Here is a 21,423-nt window from a genome sequence, read left to right on the forward strand (position 1 = left end):
TCGGATTCAGTGGGTGAATAAATCAAATCATCTGCCGTGCGGATAGAGCGTGCCGACAAGCGGTATCAGCCGCTTCACCTCCTCTGGCTTGTAATAGAACCTGCGGTTTATCTGCGAGTAGCCGATAAGCCGCCTGTCACGCAGCGTCTGCAACGTGCGCGGGCTTATTCTCAACTGCCCGCAGACCTCCTCGCCCGTGAGCCATCTTTCCATGCGCCCCGTGTCGCTTTTGCGCCTCAGGGCGGCGACCTTCTCCGAGAGTGCGCCGAATGCCGCCACCATCATCTCGAAAGTCTTTTTCTCGATAGATACTATTTCCATATTCATGTCATTTAGAGTTTGCCGCAAAGGTAACGAAACGGCATACAAGACGTATCGTTTTCCGCTGAAAGGCTGCCTGTTGCGCCGTTTGACCGGGTTACGGAGCCATCTTCCGCAAAAATCTTACGTGAGTCACGTAGTGAGTTGTTAAAGCCCCTTTTGTTTATTGCCGAATTTTGTCGCAGAAACAAAAAGAAAGGACTGAACATGAAAGTGATAACAATGGAAAGTTCCGCCTACAAGGAGATGATGGCGCAGATTGCGAACATCGCAGGGTACATCCGCGAGGCAAGGGACGAGAAGAAACGGAAGCGGGAAACCGAAGACAAGCTGCTTGACACGGCACAGGCGGCGAAGATGCTCAACGTGAGCAAGCGCACCATGCAGCGTATGCGCACCGACCACCGTATCGAGTATGTGGTGGTACGCGGAAGCTGCCGCTACCGCCTTTCCGAGATACTGCGGCTATTGGAGGACAACACAGTAAGGAACGAGGAAGGGACAATAGACACCCTGTTCCACAACCACACGCTGCGCACGGGCGGCAAACCAAAAGGAAGGAGGACATAGGTCATGGAACTGCTCACACGAAACAACTTCGAGGGCTGGATGCAGAAGCTGATGGAACGGCTCGACCGTCAGGACGAACTGCTGCTGGCGATGAAGGCTGAGGGGAAACAGCCCACTATCACGGAAAGCATCCGCCTTTTCGACAATCAGGATTTGTGCATGTTGCTCCAGATAAGCAAACGCACCCTCCAACGCTACCGCAGCGTAGGCGCATTGCCCTACAAGACGCTGGGCAAGAAGACCTATTACAGCGAGGAGGACGTGCTGACATTCCTTTCCAACCATATCAAGGACTTCAAAAAGGAAGATATAGCCTTCTACAAGGCTCGTATCCATAATTTCTTTCATAAATAACCCATTAAAACATTTTTCAGATGGCAAAGAAAAAAGACGAAAAGGACGTGCTGGTAGTCCGTGACGAGAAGACAGGCGAGATCAGCGTGGTAGCCGGGCTGAACGCGGACGGCACACCCAAGCGCACCCCCGCAAAAGCGGAGAACGCGCAGAGTTTCCTGCAATTCGACCGACATGGCGACGTGCTGGACAACTTCTTCAAGAACTTCTTCCGGCAGTGCAAGGAACCCAGCCGCTTCGGTTTCTACCGCATTGCGGCAGACCAAGCTGAAAATCTCTTAGAGGTGATGAAGCAACTGCTGAAAGACCCCGAAGCGAACAAGGAGCTGCTCGCCCCTCACAAGGTGGACACCTCCGACTATGAGAAGAAGGTGCAGGAAGAGATGGCAGCACAACAGACAGAGAAACAAGAACCTCAAAAACAGGAGAACATGGAACAACGGAAAGAACAGCAACAGGACAAATCCGAACAGATGCAGGGCAAACGTGGCTACCAGCCCATCGACGAGAGTAAAATCAACTGGCAGGAGCTGGAGGACAGATGGGGCGTAAAGCGGGACAACCTTGAAAAGTCCGGCGACCTTACGAAGATGCTCAACTATGGCAAGTCCGACTTGGTAAAGGTCAAACCGACCTTCGGCGGCGAATCATTCGAGCTGGACGCCCGCCTCTCCTTCAAGAAGGACGGTGAGGGAAACATCAGCCTCGTGCCGCACTTCATCCGCAAGGAGCAGAAGCTGGATGAGTACAAGGAACACAAATTCTCCGACAATGACCGGAAGAACCTCCGCGAAACGGGCAATCTCGGTAGGGTCGTGGACATTGTGGACAGGGAAACGGGCGAGATCATCCCCTCCTACATCAGCATCGACCGCAAGACGAATGAAATCACGGACATTCCGGCAAGCAGGGTGCGCATCCCGGAGCGCATCGGCAAGACGGAAATCACCACGCAGGAGCGGGACATGCTCCGCGCCGGACTGCCCGTACGCGACAAGCTCATCGAGCGCAACGACGGCAGAAAGTTCGTCACCACCCTGCAAGTGAACGTGGAGCAGCGCGGCGTGGAGTTCGTGCCGGGAACCGGCAAGTCGCCCCGTACCGCACAGACACAGGAAACCAAAGGCGACACATCGAAAAGTCAGGCGCAGGGCGGGGAAAATGCCGCACAGACCAAGAAGGAGCAACGCCGCAACACGTGGACGAACGAGGACGGCAGCATCCGCCCCATCAGCAAATGGAGCGGCGTGAGCTTCACCGACCAGCAGAAAGCCGACTATGTGGCGGGTAAAGCCGTGAAGCTGGAGAACGTGACCGACAAGCAGGGCTTCCATGCCACGATGTATATCAAGTTCAACCCGGAGAAGGGACGCCCGTACCGCTACGACACGAACCCTGACAATGCACAGCAGGTTGCTCCGTCCAACGAGAGCCGCACGCAGGTGGCGGTGAACAACGATGGCAAGACCAACGAGGCTACAAAGAATCTGAGAGAGCCGTTGCAGAAAGGTCAGACCAACCCGAAGGACGCCCGCCAGCAACAGCAGCAGGAGAAGCCGCAGAAGAAAACGGGCAAGGGCATGAAAATGTAATCCCGTGTCCGCCACTGAATCCAAAATAAAATCCAAAGTATCAACAAAAAAGAAGAAGACATGAAGACAATCATTGCAGAAAAGCCCTCCGTGGCACGTGAAATCGCCCGCATCGTGGGCGCGACAAAGAGAGAGGAAGGATATTTCGAGGGAGGCGGTTATGCCGTGACATGGGCATTCGGACACCTCGTTCAGCTTGCCATGCCCGACGGCTACGGCGTGCGCGGATTTGTCCGTGACAACCTCCCGATTATTCCCGACACATTCACGCTCGTCCCCCGTCAGGTCAGGACGGAGAAAGGTTACAAGCCCGACAGCGGCGTGGTGTCGCAGATAAAAGTCATCAAAAGACTGTTCGACACAAGCGAACATATCATCGTGGCGACCGATGCCGGACGCGAGGGAGAGCTTATCTTCCGCTACCTCTACCACTATACGGGTTGCACCACTCCTTTCGTGCGCCTGTGGATCAGCTCTCTCACCGACAAAGCTATCCGCGAGGGACTGCGGAAACTCGAAGACGGCAGCAAATACGACAACCTCTACCTCGCCGCCAAAGCGCGGAGCGAATCCGACTGGCTCGTGGGCATCAACGGCACACAGGCGTTATCCATCGCCGCCGGACACGGCACGTATTCCGTGGGGCGGGTGCAGACACCAACGTTGGCTATGGTATGTGAACGCTACTGGGAGAACCGCCGCTTTACGTCCGAAGCATTCTGGCAGCTCCATATCGCAACGGACGGTTGCGACGGCGAAGTCGTGAAATTCTCATCCTCCGAGAAATGGAAAGAGAAAGAACCGGCGATGGAACTATATAATAAGGTAAAGGCGGCAGGTTGCGCCACTGTCACGAAAGCCGAGCGCAAGGAGAAGACGGAGGAAACTCCCTTGCTCTACGACCTGACCACGCTCCAGAAAGAAGCCAACGCCAAGCACGGCTTCACGGCGGAACAGACGCTTGAAATCGCGCAGAAACTCTACGAAAAGAAGTTGATAACCTATCCGAGAACGGGAAGCCGCTACATCCCCGAAGACGTGTTTGCCGAAATTCCCAAACTGCTCGCTTTCATCGGCACACAGCCCGAATGGAAAGACAAGGTGCGGGCAAAAGCCGCCCCGACACGCCGCAGCGTGGACGACGGCAAGGTGACAGACCACCATGCCCTGCTCGTCACGGGTGAGAAACCGCTCTTCCTCTCCAAAGAGGACAATACCATCTATCAGATGATTGCCGGGCGCATGGTCGAGGCATTCTCTGAGAAATGCGTCAAGGATGTGACCACTGTCACGGCGGAATGTGCCGGAGTGGAGTTTACCGTAAAAGGCAGCGTCGTGAAGCAAACCGGATGGCGTGCCGTCTATGGCGAGGAAAAAGAGGAAATTACCATCCCCGGCTGGCAGGAAGGCGACACGCTGACACCGAAAGGCTCGTCCATTACCGAAGGAAAGACCAAACCCAAGCCGCTGCATACCGAAGCCACCCTGCTCTCGGCAATGGAAACGGCGGGCAAGGAAATTGAGGACGACGCACTGCGGCAGGCGATGAAGGACTGTGGCATCGGTACTCCCGCCACACGCGCCTCCATCATCGAAACGCTTTTCAAGCGCGGTTACATGGAACGCTGCAAGAAGTCGCTTGTTCCCACCGAAAAAGGACTTGCCCTCAATTCCGTCGTCAAGACGATGCGCATCGCCGATGTTGCCATGACGGGCGAATGGGAAAAGGAGCTGGCGCGTATCGAGCGCGGGGAACTGTCCGACGACACCTTCCGCAAGGAGATAGAGGCGTACACACGTGAGATAACCTCCGAACTGATCTCGTGCGACAAGCTCTTCGGCAGCCGTGACTCCGGCTGCGCGTGTCCCAAGTGTGGCACGGGCAGGATGCGGTTCTACGGCAAGGTGGTACGCTGCGACAACACGGAGTGCGGACTGCCCGTGTTCCGGCTGAAAGCGGGACGCACCCTGTCCGACGATGAAATCAAAGACCTGCTCACCGAAGGGCATACCAAGCTGCTCAAAGGGTTCAAGAGCAAACAGGGCAAGAGTTTCGATGCTGTTGTCGCCTTTGACGGGGAATATAACACGACTTTTGTGTTCCCGGAGGCTAAAAAGGACAAGAAATTTTCAGGACGGAAGAAATAGTATTAACTTTGCCACTTGTTCAGAGTAATGAATTGTTCTTCGATACCGGATTACACTCATACTTTGGATTTAGTGGTGGCACTCGGAGGGATACCGAGTGCCTTTTTCTTCCTTTTTCCAACCGATTATCCCGTTAATTATCAATCCGCTAAATCCAAAGTAATGAACAACAAGAAGAAAAACGAGGGTCAGACCGACTTTTCCTATTACGGTCTGTACCTGCTGGACTATCTCCGCACGAACAAGTTTGAACAGGCTGACGACACCGCTTTCATACGGGAACGGGCCGACCGTGCCGCCGAAACGTATGAGAGGGCACGGCTTGAAGGCTATCCCGCCGATGGTGCGCAGGAACTGGCGATGGACACGCTGCTGCGCGGGCTGCATTATTCCCGTTACGCCATCCTCCGCGAAGTCGTGGAAAACGAGTTTGCCGATGAAGTGCCGGAAGAGAAGCGTGAAGCCTTTGTCCTGAAACTGCTGCCGCTTGTCGGCAACGTGTTCTCCGTCTATGACCTCTCGGATGACAATTTCGCCCTGTCTTCCGATTACGACCTGCTCTACACGGAGCTGACGGGAGCAACCGTCCTTTACTTAGACGAATATGGCGTTTAACCGCAAACAGAAACTGCGGGACAACATCGAGGCGATACGGACGGCATTCATCCTTGACAGGGAAAATAGGACAGCGACAACCGAAGAGCGTGCCATACTTCAAAGGTACTGCGGTTTCGGCGGTCTGAAATGTATCCTCAACCCTGCAAAGGAACTGACGGATGCCGTCCGGTGGGCGAAATCCGACCTCGAACTGTTCGCCCCGACGGTGGAGCTGCACAGGCTTATCCGTGAGAACAGCAAGGACGAAACAGAGTACAAGCGGTTTGTGGATTCGCTGAAAGCGTCCGTGCTGACCGCTTTCTACACCCCCAAAGAGATAACCGACACCATCGCGGACGTGCTGGCAGATTACAGCGTCCGCCCCGCCCGTATGCTCGAACCGTCGGCAGGTGTCGGCGTGTTCGTGGATTCCATGCTGCGGCACAGCCCCAATGCGGATGTGATGGCTTTCGAGAAGGATCTGCTCACGGGTACAATCTTGAGGCATCTCTATCCCGACCAGAAAATGCGCACCTGCGGTTTTGAGAAAATCGAAAGACCGTTCAACAATTATTTCGACTTGGCGGTGTCCAACATTCCGTTCGGTGACATTGCCGTGTTCGACGCGGAGTTTCAGCGGAGCGACTCTTTCGGCAGACGCTCCGCCCAGAAAACCATCCACAACTATTTCTTTCTCAAAGGACTGGATGCCGTGCGTGACGGCTGTAACTCGTAACTTTGCCGCATCACTTTTTCGTAACATTAAATATTTCACTTTACGAAAACTATATTTATGTAGAAAATGGATGCAAAAAAGATTACAGAAGACTACCACGACTGGCATAACATTGCCGAACTTCGACTTCTTGGCTTGAGCCGTTCTCAAATAGCAAAGAAGCTGCAACTTCCTCCCGGCAGAGTCATGCGGCTTTCCCGATTAAATGTTGATGAGCTTCTTCAACATGGCAATCGTCCGCGCCCTTCTTATTCCTGCCGTCTCGATCCTTATGAGGAGTCAGTTAAGCATTTGCTGATAACCTGTCCTTATTATTCTTCCACCCAGATTCATGAATATCTAAAGGAGAATAATCCCTCTTTTCCAAAAGTCTGTGAAAAGACTGTTTTCAATTACGTAAAAAAAATACGTAAAAGATACGATATACCTGCAAGAGTATAATTTTTTGCAGCAACAATCTTTTGTTCAGAATTCAATAAGAATCTGAACTGCATCCTTATTACCGAAATTTAAATAAAAGACATTATGAAATCCGTTATTTCAGACAATAAGATTATTCCATTCCTGCCTTGTTATAAAAGGACATCACAGTTGCATGAAACCAAAGTTAGTGATCTGAAAACTGTATATGGATGTAATGGATATGCGGTTTATGATTATATAGAAAATGAGATATTCCGTACAGGAAACCATTCATTGTATTGGTGTAAGAATATGCTTTGCAGAGTAGCGGACTATTGGGCACTCTCTCCGGAAGAAGTGGAGAAAATCGTGGAGTATTGTATTCAGGTTGACTTGTTCAATGCTGAGTTGTATACCAAGTATCATATTCTTACATCCGCAGAAATCAGGCAACAGTATAATAATGCCGGTTTCTTCATGGCTGTCAATTCATAATCACTAATCCGAAAATACTATGTTGATAAGATGTGAAATGTTAAAAAAACTGGCAAACGCTTTTATAGAGGTAGCCAAAGAGGAGAACCTGCCTGTAAATATCACAATGGGCAGGTCTTATACAGACTCCGGCAGTTCCAGACAAGTTGGTATTATTCTTGAATTTGACAGTTGGAACTCGAAAATCATCAATGATAAATTAGCTGACACCATCAACAGAATCTTCGAACTCGAATAAATATGAACCAAATGAATATAGAATTAAGTAAGATGCAGCTTATTCATTTAAGGAATATCTGCAAAAAAGGATGGGGTGGTTATAGTAAACCCTCTGATGATTTAGAAGAAATGGTAAAAAACGGTTTGTTGACGAAATCGGCTGGACCATTTGGTGATGTTGTTTATCGTCCAACTGATGCTGGGCGTAGTTATATTAATGACTTCAATAACGAACAGAAATGAGTCACATAGATGGCACTAGAAAATCGTATTCATCTCCATACGAGATAACGGTCTGTATGACCAAAGAGGAATGTAAGATATTGCTTCCGTTCTTTCAGAAAGCATATAAGAGTGTAAAATCAAAATACGAAAAGTATAATGATATTCACAATGGAGGGGAGGCTACGGAAAGAGAAGAAAATCTTCTTATGAAATACTCTGAGCAGTTGGAAAGACTGGAGAGTGTTTTATCATCTATTGATGAAATTTTAAAATTGGACAGATATGAGTAAAAAAAGAACAATGCAAATAGATGTAATTGAGGAAGTAAAAGGAACTCAATTCATGCAATGCAAACTGTATATAGATGGCAATGCGAGTGTTATTCTTATGAATAAAATCGATTATGAAAGGCTGTTAAGCGATAGTTTTTTTGTGCGTGATGGTAAAAATCGGGATTCAGCCGGAGTGTTGAATACTACTAACACTTTTTTAGAAAAAGATTAATATTTAAAATTAATTCGATATGAGCAAATATCAAACAGAAGCTGGGATAGAATGTACTCCCGAAGAATGTAAGTTGATTGACTCTCTGAAACGACTTGCAAAAAAGTGGGAAAAGGATGGTAAGCGTCTTTGGCTGTATTCAGCCAGTGGTTCGCTTCATGTAATGATGCATGGAGATACAGACAATAATCCTACACCGGAATTTACGCAATATGGAGGTAGCAATATTGAAAATAGTGTAACTACTATTGATGGCATATTAAATGATGGTGGAGATTGGTAATTGACTAATAACGATATAGGTATGAATATAGATACTGAATTTAACGTAGGAGATAGCGTATGCTATCTGAGCGGGGATAACATTATCCATACAAGTATAAGCAAAATAATTATCGAAATATCCTATACTGATGATAGTTTTCTTATGGTTTATAAGCTGTCAGATGGGCTAAGTGTGCCCAGAAACAATTATCCACAATGGGGAAAAAGACTTTTTAGAGATAAGGATAGTTTAATGAGATATTTATCAGAATCGTAACGGAACAATGGACTAACAGGCAAGTCACCGCATTGTATGCAGGCTGGTGATACAGGTTCGAATCCTGTTTGTTTCACACTGAAAAAAAATTCTTAAAACGTATAATTATGGGAAGAATTGCCAGAAAAGGCTTTGAGTACTACAGGGCCGAAACGGACCGGTTCCGTGACATCAAGATCCGCAAGCTGAGAAAGGAACACAGCTGTGCCGGTTATGCGATATACCAGTATGTCCTGAATGAGATCTACCGTGTGGAAGGCTGTTATATCCGTTTCACACAGGACGAGCTGTTCGATTGTGCGGAATACTGGAACATGAGGGAAGAGGAGGTTCTCCGGATCATCAACTATTGTACGGAAACGGGGCTGTTCAATGCCGGAATCTGGAAACAGTACGGCATTCTGACAGGGCACTCCATCCAGATCCGATATGTGTCCATGTGTCACGCGGCCAAGCGCAAGACAGTCATTCCGGAAGAAATAAATCTTCTTTCCGAAGAAAAATCCTCCTTCCCGGTTTCCCGGGCACAGCTCCCTGTGGAAGCGGCGTCCGTTCCGATCTGTGGATCTGTGGCAGTCACCTCTGTTCCCTTCACGGAACCTTCAGAAGCGCCCGTTCCTTTGAAAGAGGGGATTCTTCCGGAAAAAACCGGATTTATTCCGGAAGAATCCGTGAATATTCCGGAAGCTTACAATATAAAGGAAAGAAAAGAAAACATATCATCCTCAAGCTCCTTTACATCCGTTCAGGAAAAGACGGATGAGGAGGACAATTCCATCCGGACTTTAAAATCCGATCTGGAATACCTGAACCTGAAGGATGACCAGATCCGCTGGGCGTGCATTCTGAAAGCCCGTTATCCGGCCATGCCCCTGGAGTACGCCATAGCCGCCGTCAAGGACAGCATCCGTAACGGTGACTACCGTTACAGTGTGGGCGGCTGCCTCACTCCGCTGATAGAGAACTATATCCGCAAGTACAACGCTGAATGTTCAGGAGAAAAGAGGCAGGACGGTTTCCGTGCCGCCCTTGAGCGTCTAGGCATTTCTCCGGCACAGCAGCATGAGATCCTGCATCTGTCCGCGGACTCCCCCCGTGTGCTGGAAGCCGCCCTGAAGGAAATCGAGCGCAGCAACGGGCGCATCAGGAGCCCGCTATGTTTTCTCAGGAGCAGGCTGACGTCCGTCCGGACCGCATGATATTTTGACATTAGTTAGTATGTGAAAGAACATTCCATCCTGCCGTCCCGCTGTGAAGCCGGTGCGGCAGGAACTTAAAAAAAACGAAAGATTATGAAATCACAGGAAGCCAATGCGATCCCCTTGCGGGAGATACTGGAAAAATACGGTCATGAACCGGTCAGGTCCTACCACGGCTATCTCATGTACAGCTCCCCTTTCAGAAATGAGGAGACCCCCAGCTTCATGGTGAACCTGCACACGAACAAATGGAAGGATTTCGGTGAGGACAGCTCGGGAGGTGTGGCTGACCTGGTCATGCGTCTGGAACGGTGCGATTTTCACTCCGCCATGCGGCGGATTGAAAAAAGCGACCTGTCCGCCCCGTCCGACCCCCTCCCTGTTCCGACTTCCGCCGGGGATGCCGGCACCAGCCCCAGACTGACTGTCGACAATATCAATCCCCTGACCAACAGGATGCTTCTGGAATACATGGGCCGGCGTGGAATTGATGCGGACATTGCAAAGGCATATTGCAAGGAAGCATACTACCATTTCAGCGGAAGGAAGGACAGGCGCTGTTTCGCCGTAGCTTTCCCCAATGACAAGGGAGGCATGGAGCTCAGGAATCCGATATTCAAGGGATGTGCCGGAGTAAAAGCCGTCACCTGTCTTGACAATGGAGGCGACCGTTGTGCCGTTTTCGAGGGATTCATGGATTTTCTCAGCTATCTCCAGTATGCCAGGGAACATCCCGGACTGCCGCCAATGAATTTCTGCATCCTGAACTCCACGGCCATGGCCGGCAGGTCCGGAGAGTTCCTTTCCCGGCACCGGCTGGTACATGCCTTTCTGGACAACGACAAGGCAGGCATGGACGCCCTGGAGAAACTGGAGGGGAATCTTGGGAAGGATACGGTACTGGTCAATGAGTCCGTCCGGCTGTATCCCCGGCATAACGATTTCAACGAGTTCCTGCAAGCCTGTAAAAAAAAAGCAATGACTGCAGGAAATGAGATGTAATACAGCAAACAATATGAAAGAAGTATCAGAAAAGATAACGGAAAGAATCCGCAAGCTTATCCGGCTCAAAGAATCCGCCACACAGATCGGATCTGAAGGTGAAGCCCATGCGGCGGCAGCGGCGGTACACCGCCTGCTTATGGAATACAACCTCTCCCTGCTTGATCTTGCCGGTGAGAATCCACAAAACCGGCTGACAGCCTGCGAATCTGACAGAATCAGCTACAAGGATGCGGCCGGCAATATCTGGAAACGGGACCTGATGAGGGTCTTATGTGAATACAATTACTGCAAGATGCTGCTCTACGCGGGCACAACCCATATGGTGGTAATCGGGACAGAGGAAAATGCGGCAACTGTCATTGCGCTCTTTGACTACCTGCGTAAAACCTTCAGACGTCTGTCCGAAGAGAAGTATTCCGGGTATGCGCAAGGCAGACGCGGTTACTGGAGAACCGCCAAAGGTAAGAAGGACTATATCCGGTCTTATCTGGAAGGCTGCATACCCGGTTTACGCATGCAGCTGGAGAATTCCGGGCAGACGCCGCAGGAAACCGGCCTCATGATCTGTCACCAAAAACTGATAGACGACTATATGGGCAGGTTCAGGCTTGTCAGAAGAAAGCCTGTGGCGAACAGGCATAAGACGAACCACAAGGCTTATATGACCGGAGTTGATGACGGCCGCCATATAAGTCTGAGCAGGCAATTGAAGGATAATACTTTTAAAAGGATAAGAACATGGGCTTTGTCAACAGACTGATCACATGGATCATGGACCGGCTTTCCGTGGAGGTCGATCCGGATGCCGAATGGTTTTAGCAGATCGTGAAAAGGATGGTTGCGGTTCATCCCCGTTCACTTGATTAAAAACACATAAACGAAAAAAATATGGAGATAAAAGGAAAAGTACTTACCCTCTTTCCGGTCAAGGAAGGAGTCGGAAAGACATCGGGCACTCCGTGGAAGTCCCGTGAGTTTGTGATAGAAACGCAAGACCAGTATCCGAAGAGGATCTGCCTGCAAGTGATGAATGCCAACATGGACCGTTTTCCCATGGAGGAGGGTATGGAGGTCAGTGTCAAATTTGACATTTCCGCCCGTGAACGGGACGGCCGTTACTTCAACACGCTGACGGCATGGGACATCACCGTGCTGAATTCCCGGCCGTCCAATCAGGAAGGAGAAAACAGATGAGAAAGAAATTCTTTTTTCTGGGGATATTGTTGGGCGTCTGCCTGGCATCCCCGGCCCAGTTCTATTCCGCGCGTACCAACCTGATAGGGCTGGCAACGGGCAACATCAACCTGGAGGGGTCCATGACGCTGAACCGCCGATGGTCGCTTCATCTACCGGTCCAGTACAATCCCTTCGTCTTTAAGGACAACCGCCAGTTCCGCAACCTGACTGTCATGCCGGGCGTGCGCTACTGGTTCGTGGAGTCCTACTCCAATTTTTTTGTCGGGATGAACACCCTGGCAAGCGGCTATTCGATCGGCAGGATATGGAACAAGAAACGCTATGAGGGGGAAGGCTACGGCATCGGCCTCTCCATCGGCAAGGCCTACCCCCTGTCAAAAACATGGAACATAGAATGGGAACTCGGCGGCGCCGCGGTCTGGGCGAGGTACAACGAATACCGTTGCCGGGAATGCGGCGCCTTCCTGGGCAGAAAACACGGATGGTATCTGATACCTTCACGTGTGGCGTTGAACATGATATATCTTTTCTAAATGTACGGTCCTATGAAAAAAAGAAACATACCTGTAATCCTTTTACTTCCACTGCTGTCCTTATCCTGTTCCCTGTCCCACAAGATGGAAAGGAGCATCAGCAAGGTCGGTCTCTCACAGGCCGGCAAGCGGCCTGCACCGGACACGACATGCTATTCCGTTCCCGAAAAAATCACCTGGAAGGACAGTTCGGGAGTGGAACATATTGTCACCATGGCCGAACGTGACAGCGTTACGGGTGAAGAGATGACCGTGTTGCAGCTGGACGAGGTGACCATTGTCGCGCGTAACAGGAACATCCCCGAGCGTGCCGGGAAAGTGAATCTGGATTTTGTCGTGACCGTTCCGGGCAGGCTGATAGATGACAAATGGCAGGTACAGCTGACCCCTGTGGCCTACAAGCGTGGCAGACGCATAGAACTGGAGAGGATCTTCCTGTCCGGCGCCGACTTCGTCAAGCGGCAGAAAAAAGGATACGCGCAGTACCAGGCCTTCATAAACAGCATCATCCCGGATTCCGCCTATCTGAAAGAGATGTTCGACATGAAAGGCTACCGCCGTGCCATGGCCGAGCTGGAGGAGGAGTTCTACCAGGCATGGAAGCATGACTATATCGCCCGCGAGGAATGGATTGACTGGACTGAGAGATGGAACCGCCGTTACCAGCACTTCAACGCGAAGATGGAACGGAACCGCATGGCCATCGCCGGCCACAACACCATCCTGTCCGTACTTCCCGCCTACTGGCTCCGCCGTGACCTGGACACCACGCTGATTCCGTCCCGCTACCGCATGTTCTCGGAAGGCACCCCTCTGAAGGTACGCAGGGTGACGCCGGAAGATTCGGCGCGTATAGCGGAGAGATACTTCGATTACAAGCGCATTGCGGAGAACGAACGCAAACGTGACGCGGTGTCACGCAAATATGAGGAGCTGGTTCGTTTCCCTTACCAGGCCGCCCGTCTGGATACGGTCATCAGGAACAGGAACAATACCTTCAGCTATTATTACCGGCAGGAGATGGATGTTACCGATAACACGAAACGTATTGACCTGACAGTAGACGGAAGGATACTTGCCGTCAATGGCAGTTCCGCCAATTTACCGTCCTCGGATACCATTACCTATTATATAAGCAGTATGGTGCAGTTCCTGGACCATGCGCCCCGGTACAGGAAGGAGAAGATATACCGCAAGGCCACGGCCAATACGACCGCCTATATCAATTATCCGGCAGGCAGATACCTGTTTGACGAGGAATACGGGAACAACCGTTCCGAAATAGACAAAGTCCTGGAAGCGATCAACAAGCTGACCTATACCGGTGAGTTGGTGATGGACAGTATTGACATGACCGCCACCGCATCCCCGGAAGGCAGCGCGGCCGCGAACCGTATCCTGTCCAGGCAGCGTGCCGTTGCCTTGAAGGAGTACCTGTCCGGAAGGACGGATGACAGGACCGGCATCGACACCCTGATCCGTCCCCGGTGGATTGGCGAGGACTGGCAGCTTCTTGTCCGCAAGGTACAACAGGATACGGAAATGGATGACAGGTCAGCCGTTCTGGATATCATGTCCTCCGTAAAGGATCCGGACGCAAGGGAGGCCGGGATCCGGAAACGTTTCCCGGATGCCTACAAGCATATCAGGGAGAACTATTATCCTCTGGCACGTGCGGTGAACTTCGCATTCTACCTGCACCGCCGGGATATGATAGAGGAATTCAAATACACCACCGTCCTTGACTCGGCCTACATGCACGGTCTTGACCTGATGGAGGACAGGCAGTACAAGGACGCGCTGGTGATACTGTCGGACTATAACGACTACAACACGGCCATCTGCCTGATGTCACTGGGCTATGATGCACGGGCTGCCGGAATATTGGAATCCCTGCCGGAAAGTTCCAATGTGTGCTACCTGCTGTCCATCCTGTACAGCCGTCTGAAAGACGACGGCAAAGCCGTGTCCTCCTTCATGCGCTCACTGGAACTGGACGGTTCCAAAGCCTATCGCGGTCGTCTTGATCCGGAAATCAACCGGCTGATAACAACGTATAATTTAAACCTGTCGCAATATGAATAAAATAGTAAGAATTCTGCCCGGCATATTCCTGTCCCTGCTGTCACTTTCCTCTTGTGACGGCCTGTTCACCGAGGATTGTATCTACAAAGGATACCTGCACGCCCGTAACGGGTTCCATCACCCTTCCGATATGGGCACACCGGAACAGGCGGAGATGAACCTGATGGTTTTTCCGCTGACCGGTAACGGCGTGGCGGAATATGACAATCTTTCCATTCCTTTTAATGGAAGCGGTGATGCGTATGGGACCTTGCATATCGGGAGTTACGAGTTTCTCGCCTGCAACAAGGATGTCAACATCCTGGAGGATGCGGGCTCCGCCGCCACCGTCCGCTTGCGTGTTCCGACGGAACAGGGAAAGATCACGGCGGAGCAGGGATACGCGTATTCCTCTTCCGTGACCGGTACGGTCATGACTGACGACACCCTGCACGTCACCTGCGAGAGCAAACTGATGGTGCAGCGGATTGTCTTCAACATCACGGTGACGAATACGGGAATCCTGGAATATACCGGAATCACCGCCGAACTTGACGGCGTGACCACAAGCCGGTATGTACGTACAAGGGAAAAGGGAAGCGGTTTCGCCACCCTGCCTTTCACCGTCTCCCCTGAAAAGGAGAATTTCTTCCGGAAGGAAGTGCTGGTGTTCGGCATCAATACCGGGGTGAGCAATGTCATCCGTCTTCATCTGGACGGGGACATGCCCGTGGATGCGGATCTTGACCTGAGTGATGTGTTCAAGGACTTCACCGCTGACGGTATCAGTGTGGACATCACCGTCCGCGTATCCCCGTCCCTACATACCGCATCCGCTTCCATCGAGGACTGGCAGAATGTGGAATGGGGCCAGGGAATAATTACTTATTAATACTGTTTTTTTATCATCAATTTAAAATTTTACAAAATGAAGAAAATGTTTTTGTTCGCAGCGTGTCTTGCCGTATTGGCATGCAGCTGTTCCGAGAATGAAGAAGGAACCGTCAAGGATGTCCGTGCCTCCTTGAAAATCAACGCCAACATCGGTGCTCCCGCTGTTTCCCGCGCGGAAAAGACCGCCTGGGAAGCCGGTGACAAGCTGGGTCTTTATGTCTGCAACGGTACTCTGGGCACTCCGTACAACCAGAATGCCGTCTATACCAACACCCCTTTCACCTATTCAGCTGCCGGATGGACTTCGGAAGAGATCCTGCTGGATGAGAACGAGGCGACGGTGTTCGCTTATTATCCGTATGATGCCACGCTGACCACCCCCTCCGCCCTTCCGGTGGACATCACCACCCAGACGGACCATCTGTACGGACAGGGCGACACCAAGGCGAGCATCCTGAACCGTAATGTGAACATCACGATGAAACATGCCCTTTCACAGGTCGTATTCCGCATGAAGAAAACGGAAGGATACAGACAGGAAGGCGTCCTTACCGGAATCACACTGAAGAATGTCGGTTCCGCCACTCCGTTGTATACCCGTGCCACTATGGATATTTCAACAGGTTCCCTGACAAAAACGACGGCAGGCAATGTGGAATTCAGCGCCGGCGCCACTCTGACAGACAAGGCCGTATCCTTTTCATCCATTGTCGTTCCGGTTGATGCGACAGCGGGCAAGGATATGCAGGCCGTGTTCACCATTGACGGAAAGCAGCTGCAATTCACCTTCCCGGCCGGAACGAAATGGGAACGCTCTTACCGTAATATCTACGACATCGTACTGGGGAATAACGGTCTGGTCATCGGCGGTGCCGATGGCAGCGGTGTGACCATCGAACCCTGGACAGACGATGTGAAAGGTGAAATCCAGCTTGTACCTGTAATCTGACTTTAAGGGGCGGGAAGCCTTTCTTCCCGCCCTGTTACAAACCATATCGGGGCTGCCAATCCCCCATAATCAGACAAAACGATGAAAATGAAGAATATTTTAAACAGCCTTTTCCCCTGGCTGGCCGTGACAACCCTCCTGTCCCTGCAGGGCTGTGAGAATGAGGAAGGCACCGCAATCCACAGCCGTGATACCGTGTCCTTTGAAATTGACGCAGGGGGAGCACGGGCAACCGAGACAACGTTTGAGACCGGGGATGCCATCGGCGTCTATGCGGCAGTACGCATGTCATCAGCGCCTGCAACCTTGAAAACGTCCGGAAACTATGCGGACAACAAGCGGTTCGTCTGGAACGGCTCGCAGTTCGTGGCGGACGGGGACGCCAACGAAATAGCCGCCGGCTATGAAACGGATTATTATGCCTATTACCCCTACAGGGAAGACATGGGCAATCCGTTGGATTATGATTTCAGCATACAGGGGGACCAGCGGGAAGGCATCACGCTTTCCGACTTCATGTATGCGGCCAACAGGAGCGGAACAACCGATAAGGTCATAACGCTCGCCTTCTCCCACCGGCTGTCCCGGCTGCAGGTCACTTATACGCCGGAAGCGGGAGAGGCACTTTCCGGCGTGACCATCCAAAGGGCCAAGGCTACAGCCAATATCAACCTGGGAACCGGCACCGCCAATACCCTTGGAGCCACCTCGGATATACGGATGTATAATGACGGCGGCACATTCACTGCGGTCATTCCGGCGCAGGACCGGGATGCCGACGGTACATTCCTTACCCTTTTATTTGCCGACGGCACAAAAAAGGACTACACCCTTACGGCAAAGAAAGAATTCCTTGCGGGGCATACTACCGTAATTCCGTTCATGGGCAAAGAGCTGCAGTATACCTTTACCGTCAGTCCGGAAACCATCGGCAGCGGCTATTCCGGCGGCATCTATAACTACGAAACGGTTTCAAACAAATATTATTCAATAAACGGGAAGCCATTGCCCGGCACTGAGAGTCCATTGGATTACACGGTTTCAACGACAGACGTCTGGATAACCCCGGACAAGGCGGGCAAAACAATAAAGGTGGCGGAAAACCTGAATACCGCTCCCCGAAACGGCAAGGTCCTGTTTACCCAGGCAGAATCCGGAAGGACTTACATCCTGCCGGTACAACAGTCCTCCGCTACCACGCGGCAGACCTTGCAAATCAGCACAACTGCGGGAAACATACCCGCTGCCGGAGGAAACAAGGCTGTCACAGCCGTTCTCAGCACTTATTATAACGACCACCGGGATCCTGATAAAAAAGAAAATGTAACGGTTTCCCTCAGTGGAACCGGGACGGGATTCAGCCTGTCCGGGAATCAGGTCCTGGCTGTCAACAATACTACGACAAATGCCAGAAGTATTACCGTAAAAGGCAGTTACAACGGCATAACATCGGATAACAGCCTGACCATAACACAGGATGCCGGTGCAAAACAATACGCATCCTGGAGCGACTGGAGTGTAACCGTATCGGCCAATCCGGAAACGGTTGCAAACACGGGAGGTACATCCGTCATCACGGCCGATGCAGCCCGTACCCGTGCGTGGACGTGGAACGGTGTCGGCGGTTCAGGAGGTACGGAAACAGACAGGGCCACACCGTCATTGTCGGCAGCCGGCAGCGGATTCAGCCTGTCCGGAACAACACTGACAGCAGGCAACAACACAACAACATCTGAAAGATCCTGTACAGTCACGGCAACCCATGCCGGTAAATCAGCGACCTGTACAGTCAAGCAGCCGGCCGGAACAACCGGTTACGGAGATTGGAAAGTAAACATATCCGCCAGTCCGACCACTATCGCGGCCGCCGGAGGAACGTCAACGCTGACCTGCTCGGCTGCGCGTGACGTATATACCAATGGGGTAAAGACCGGTACGGAAACCGCCACACCTGTCATCTCGGGCAGTGCAGCCGGATTCAGCCTGTCCGGAAAAACAGTCAGCGCCGGCAACAACACCTCAACAAGCACGCGAAGTATAACATATACGGCAACCCATGCCGGTAAATCAGCCAGCTGTACGATCACCCAGTCTGCAGGAAACAGGCAATATGCGTCATGGAGTGCCTGGAACGTGACAGTGTCAGCCAATCCGGCCACGATAGCCGCAAGCGGAGGCACATCCTCCATCAGCGCGGCGGCAACCCGTACCCGCACATGGACGTGGAACGGTGTCAGCGGTTCCGGCGGTACGGAAACAGACAGGGCCACACCGTCATTGTCGGCAGCCGGCAGCGGATTCAGCCTGTCCGGAACAACACTGACAGCAGGCAACAACACAACAGCGTCTGAAAGGTCCTGCACAGTCACGGCCACTTCAAACGGCAGGTCGGCCGCCTGTACGGTCAGACAGTCCGCCGGCAGTCAGACAACGGAGTACGGCAACTGGACCACGGGCTCATTGTCAGTGTCCGCCAGCCCGTCCGGTATCGGCTCATCCGGAGGCACAAGCCGCCTGAGTGCGACAGCATCACAAAGCCGTCCGAAATACACGAAGTGGAACGGCATAACAACAGGCACCACCACAGAATACCGGAGTGTGGATGTGAGCTCATCCGCCTCATGGTCAGGAAGCGCGTCGGGCTTCAGCCGGAGCGGCACGACTGTCACAGTGGCGGCCAATGGCAGCACTTCATCCCGCAATTGTACCTATACGGCAAGTTACGGAGGAAAATCAGGCCATGTGACAATCCATCAGGATGGAAAGCCCGCCGATGTAATCACCTACGGGTACATATTCACGCTCGGAGCCGTCAGCGGTGATGACGTCGTCTCCACCGGGGGAACCGTCACCTACAGTGTCACCTCACAGAAGATCACATACACCAACGGCAGCGAAACCTCCCGCAGCAATATCGGCTGGTCGGCTTCCGCCAACGTGTCCTGGATCAGTGCCGGCACAAACTCGGCAACCGTCAGTGAAAACCCGACAACTTCCGACCGTAGCGGCACGATTACGCTGACCCAGAACGAAAGCGGAAGGAAACTGTCAATCACTGTATACCAGGACAGAAAGGTATCGGTGGACATAAACTAAAAACTATAAATATGGATAAACCATTCAATCATCTCATTATTTGTCTGACGTTTGTAATGCCGGTTGCAGCCCTCAGCGGCTGCTCCGGCCCTAACGACAGTCCGGAGCAGGACGCCGTCATGTCCATCAGCTCCTGCACGGCACGTGGTGATGACGGGCAGGAAATGTCCGTCAGCGAGTTCGGCATGTTTGTAACGGATACGGCGGGAAACCTGTATCCGGACAACATCCGAGTCCTCAACCGGTCCGGGAAATGGACATTCGCGGAGATTTCCCTGTCGGACGGGGATAAAGGCATATATGCGTATTATCCTTACAACCCGTCCTTCAGCGGCGGAAAGATGGGCCTGGACGCAAGGAGCCAGACAGACTATCTGTATTCGGAAAGGACCATGGTGTCCGGGAACGCACCCTCCGCCTCCATCACCCTGTATCATCTTCTTTCGAAGGTGACTTTCAGAATGCCCGCCGCCGTCACCGCGGTCAGAGTGGCGGATTACAGCTACTCCGCTTCGTACAGTCTTCTGACGGGCTCACTGGAGATAAAACCGGAAAAAGGCACAATATCCTCCGGGACAGGAAGCCTGCTGCTCTATCCCGGTGACAGTCCGGCCATGCACGTGGCGCTGGTGGCCGGCGGACATCCATACGACTTCGTCATGCCGGCGGCGGCATTCCGATCCGGAAAGGAATATGTCTACACTTTGAAAACCGCCGGAAACGGGGTGGAGATAGAGGACATCACCATCACCGGCTGGCAGCCCGGAGGCAATTATGAAGGAACAATAACTGAAAAAGAACAAGAAAGGCAATGAAAAAGAAAATTTATACTTTATCCGTCCTGCTGGCGGCGGTTCTTCCGGCAGGGGCACAATCCATCAAAAGTGACATCAACACCGTCCTGAACGACATCGCACTGCCGGTTTTCCTCGGTGTGATGGTCATGGCGCTTGCCGTAGGCATAGGAAAGAACTGGAGACTCATCAATGACGAGAACAGCGAGGGCAACAAGAAACAGGGATGGATGAACGTCGCCTACATGGTCGGCTATGTCCTTATCGCGGTGACCGTCATCAGCTTCTGCGTGGGCAAGATAGCCGGTGTCAGCTTCTCAATCTGACCGCCATGGAGTACAAGGTGCGCAAAGGGATCGAGAACCCGTGCAAGATACACGGGCTGCTGGTACGCGACTTCTATCTGTTGCTCGGTTACGGCGGATTCGCCGTGGCCGTGCTCCTGCTGAACGTCAAGAGCTGGCTGGAGGACGGTACGACAGGCGGTGAAATGCTTTTCATATTCGTATTGCTTGTCGGATGTGGCCTGTTGTTGGCAAGGAAGTTCTATAAGAATGCCTCAAGGAAGAAGTACAGGCCGCCGCATTGGGAGAAGACGGTTACAAACCGTGATGTGAGAAATGCTTTAATGAAAGACAGATAAACTATTGACAGTATGGAAAGTGTTAGAAACTGGCTGGAACAAACAATCGGAATGCCAATTGATTATATATGCATCATTATCATGGGGATGCTGACACTGCATGTTTTGATAAGAATTGCCATACATGGGAACATGGAGTTCTTAAAAAAGTATGGCAAGAGTGGCAATGATACCGAAAAAAAAATCAATGATCCCTCTAAAGAAAGGAACGACTCATCGTCTGCATGATTCAACTTTTTTTTTAAGGAGCTGCCAACAGTGTTTGCCCCCCAATGTAATCTTACCCAAACAAATCTTTGCAAACAGGAGAAGAATACTAAAGTAGGCAACACTTGAATATAGCAC

At 51.7% G+C, this 21,423-nt stretch carries 27 protein-coding genes, 1 tRNA gene and 1 pseudogene; 28 read left to right on the forward strand and 1 reads right to left on the reverse strand.

Annotated features, from left to right (window positions below):
* Nucleotides 1-27: 27 nt before the first annotated feature.
* Nucleotides 28-327, reverse strand: a complete 300-nt coding sequence (locus GKD17_RS20790) for a helix-turn-helix domain-containing protein (RefSeq protein ID WP_004291426.1) — start codon at nt 325-327, stop codon at nt 28-30.
* A gap of 138 nt (nt 328-465) precedes the next feature.
* On the opposite strand from GKD17_RS20790, the gene GKD17_RS20795 reads away from it, so the two are divergent.
* The 28 genes and pseudogenes from GKD17_RS20795 (at nt 466) to GKD17_RS20925 (ending at nt 21,306) form a co-directional block, all read left to right on the forward strand.
* Nucleotides 466-891 (forward strand): helix-turn-helix domain-containing protein, encoded by a 426-nt coding sequence (locus GKD17_RS20795; RefSeq protein WP_004291432.1) that lies wholly within the window; start codon nt 466-468, stop codon nt 889-891.
* A gap of 3 nt (nt 892-894) precedes the next feature.
* The gene (locus tag GKD17_RS20800; RefSeq protein ID WP_004291454.1) at nt 895-1,245 is read left to right on the forward strand and encodes a helix-turn-helix domain-containing protein; all 351 of its coding nucleotides are present in this window, start codon (nt 895-897) and stop codon (nt 1,243-1,245) included.
* 20 nt (nt 1,246-1,265) lie between these two features.
* Nucleotides 1,266-2,837 (forward strand): DUF3945 domain-containing protein, encoded by a 1,572-nt coding sequence (locus tag GKD17_RS20805; protein WP_004291455.1) that lies wholly within the window; start codon nt 1,266-1,268, stop codon nt 2,835-2,837.
* Between the two features lie 60 nt (nt 2,838-2,897).
* Entirely contained in the window at nt 2,898-4,985 is a 2,088-nt protein-coding gene (locus GKD17_RS20810; RefSeq protein WP_004291456.1) for a type IA DNA topoisomerase, read from the forward strand.
* Between the two features lie 162 nt (nt 4,986-5,147).
* Nucleotides 5,148-5,600, forward strand: coding sequence for a DUF1896 domain-containing protein (locus tag GKD17_RS20815; RefSeq protein ID WP_004304266.1), 453 nt, complete (start codon nt 5,148-5,150; stop codon nt 5,598-5,600).
* Nucleotides 5,590-6,306, forward strand: a pseudogene (locus GKD17_RS20820) (class I SAM-dependent methyltransferase); the annotation flags it as partial. The gene GKD17_RS20815 and the pseudogene GKD17_RS20820, both read left to right, overlap by 11 nt.
* Nucleotides 6,307-6,384: 78 nt before the next feature.
* Nucleotides 6,385-6,759: a hypothetical protein gene (locus tag GKD17_RS20825; protein WP_007839242.1), complete on the forward strand. Its 375-nt coding sequence runs from the start codon at nt 6,385-6,387 to the stop codon at nt 6,757-6,759.
* Nucleotides 6,760-6,843: 84 nt separating this feature from the next.
* Nucleotides 6,844-7,215, forward strand: coding sequence for a DUF4373 domain-containing protein (locus tag GKD17_RS20830; RefSeq protein ID WP_007839240.1), 372 nt, complete (start codon nt 6,844-6,846; stop codon nt 7,213-7,215).
* A 19-nt stretch (nt 7,216-7,234) separates the two neighbouring features.
* Nucleotides 7,235-7,453 (forward strand): hypothetical protein, encoded by a 219-nt coding sequence (locus GKD17_RS20835; protein ID WP_032953703.1) that lies wholly within the window; start codon nt 7,235-7,237, stop codon nt 7,451-7,453.
* An 11-nt stretch (nt 7,454-7,464) separates the two neighbouring features.
* On the forward strand, nt 7,465-7,677 hold the full coding sequence (locus tag GKD17_RS20840; RefSeq protein WP_227238732.1) for a hypothetical protein: 213 nt from the start codon (nt 7,465-7,467) through the stop codon (nt 7,675-7,677).
* Nucleotides 7,674-7,949: a hypothetical protein gene (locus GKD17_RS20845; RefSeq protein WP_007839250.1), complete on the forward strand. Its 276-nt coding sequence runs from the start codon at nt 7,674-7,676 to the stop codon at nt 7,947-7,949. The genes GKD17_RS20840 and GKD17_RS20845 overlap by 4 nt, the downstream gene beginning before the upstream one ends.
* On the forward strand, nt 7,942-8,163 hold the full coding sequence (locus GKD17_RS20850; protein ID WP_007839248.1) for a hypothetical protein: 222 nt from the start codon (nt 7,942-7,944) through the stop codon (nt 8,161-8,163). Before GKD17_RS20845 ends, GKD17_RS20850 begins: the two co-directional genes overlap by 8 nt.
* 19 nt (nt 8,164-8,182) lie before the next feature.
* Nucleotides 8,183-8,446: a hypothetical protein gene (locus GKD17_RS20855; RefSeq protein ID WP_007839246.1), complete on the forward strand. Its 264-nt coding sequence runs from the start codon at nt 8,183-8,185 to the stop codon at nt 8,444-8,446.
* Between the two features lie 21 nt (nt 8,447-8,467).
* Nucleotides 8,468-8,704 (forward strand): hypothetical protein, encoded by a 237-nt coding sequence (locus GKD17_RS23655; RefSeq protein ID WP_007835985.1) that lies wholly within the window; start codon nt 8,468-8,470, stop codon nt 8,702-8,704.
* 1 nt (nt 8,705) lies between these two features.
* A tRNA-Thr gene (locus tag GKD17_RS20860) sits at nt 8,706-8,780 on the forward strand.
* A 31-nt stretch (nt 8,781-8,811) separates the two neighbouring features.
* Complete coding sequence (locus tag GKD17_RS20865; RefSeq protein ID WP_007835987.1) at nt 8,812-9,903, forward strand: DUF4373 domain-containing protein; 1,092 nt, start codon at nt 8,812-8,814, stop codon at nt 9,901-9,903.
* A 93-nt stretch (nt 9,904-9,996) separates the two neighbouring features.
* Complete coding sequence (locus GKD17_RS20870; protein ID WP_007835988.1) at nt 9,997-10,905, forward strand: toprim domain-containing protein; 909 nt, start codon at nt 9,997-9,999, stop codon at nt 10,903-10,905.
* Nucleotides 10,906-10,918: 13 nt separating this feature from the next.
* Complete coding sequence (locus tag GKD17_RS20875) at nt 10,919-11,668, forward strand: DUF2786 domain-containing protein (protein WP_032936349.1); 750 nt, start codon at nt 10,919-10,921, stop codon at nt 11,666-11,668.
* A 128-nt stretch (nt 11,669-11,796) separates the two neighbouring features.
* A complete protein-coding gene (locus GKD17_RS20880; protein ID WP_007835990.1) occupies nt 11,797-12,102 on the forward strand; it encodes a DUF3127 domain-containing protein in 306 nt (101 codons plus the stop codon).
* Nucleotides 12,099-12,638 (forward strand): DUF3575 domain-containing protein, encoded by a 540-nt coding sequence (locus GKD17_RS20885; protein ID WP_007835993.1) that lies wholly within the window; start codon nt 12,099-12,101, stop codon nt 12,636-12,638. Before GKD17_RS20880 ends, GKD17_RS20885 begins: the two co-directional genes overlap by 4 nt.
* A 12-nt stretch (nt 12,639-12,650) precedes the next feature.
* Nucleotides 12,651-14,723 carry a hypothetical protein gene (locus GKD17_RS20890; RefSeq protein WP_008669872.1) on the forward strand — a complete coding sequence of 691 codons (2,073 nt, stop codon included), beginning with the start codon at nt 12,651-12,653 and terminating at the stop codon, nt 14,721-14,723.
* Nucleotides 14,716-15,594, forward strand: coding sequence for a hypothetical protein (locus GKD17_RS20895; protein ID WP_007835997.1), 879 nt, complete (start codon nt 14,716-14,718; stop codon nt 15,592-15,594). Before GKD17_RS20890 ends, GKD17_RS20895 begins: the two co-directional genes overlap by 8 nt.
* A 36-nt stretch (nt 15,595-15,630) precedes the next feature.
* Entirely contained in the window at nt 15,631-16,545 is a 915-nt protein-coding gene (locus GKD17_RS20900) for a fimbrillin family protein (protein WP_057279896.1), read from the forward strand.
* An 81-nt stretch (nt 16,546-16,626) separates the two neighbouring features.
* Nucleotides 16,627-19,641 (forward strand): fimbrillin family protein, encoded by a 3,015-nt coding sequence (locus tag GKD17_RS20905; protein ID WP_007836001.1) that lies wholly within the window; start codon nt 16,627-16,629, stop codon nt 19,639-19,641.
* Nucleotides 19,642-19,826: 185 nt separating this feature from the next.
* Nucleotides 19,827-20,456: a fimbrillin family protein gene (locus GKD17_RS20910; RefSeq protein ID WP_227195428.1), complete on the forward strand. Its 630-nt coding sequence runs from the start codon at nt 19,827-19,829 to the stop codon at nt 20,454-20,456.
* Nucleotides 20,453-20,761, forward strand: a complete 309-nt coding sequence (locus GKD17_RS20915; protein ID WP_007836006.1) for a hypothetical protein — start codon at nt 20,453-20,455, stop codon at nt 20,759-20,761. The genes GKD17_RS20910 and GKD17_RS20915 overlap by 4 nt, the downstream gene beginning before the upstream one ends.
* A gap of 5 nt (nt 20,762-20,766) precedes the next feature.
* A complete protein-coding gene (locus GKD17_RS20920; RefSeq protein WP_007836007.1) occupies nt 20,767-21,078 on the forward strand; it encodes a hypothetical protein in 312 nt (103 codons plus the stop codon).
* Between the two features lie 12 nt (nt 21,079-21,090).
* Nucleotides 21,091-21,306, forward strand: a complete 216-nt coding sequence (locus tag GKD17_RS20925; protein WP_007836008.1) for a hypothetical protein — start codon at nt 21,091-21,093, stop codon at nt 21,304-21,306.
* Nucleotides 21,307-21,423 lie beyond the last annotated feature (117 nt).

Origin of the sequence: Phocaeicola dorei (assembly GCF_013009555.1) — a bacterium.
In the GTDB taxonomy this organism is placed as follows: Bacteria; Bacteroidota; Bacteroidia; order Bacteroidales; family Bacteroidaceae; genus Phocaeicola; species Phocaeicola dorei.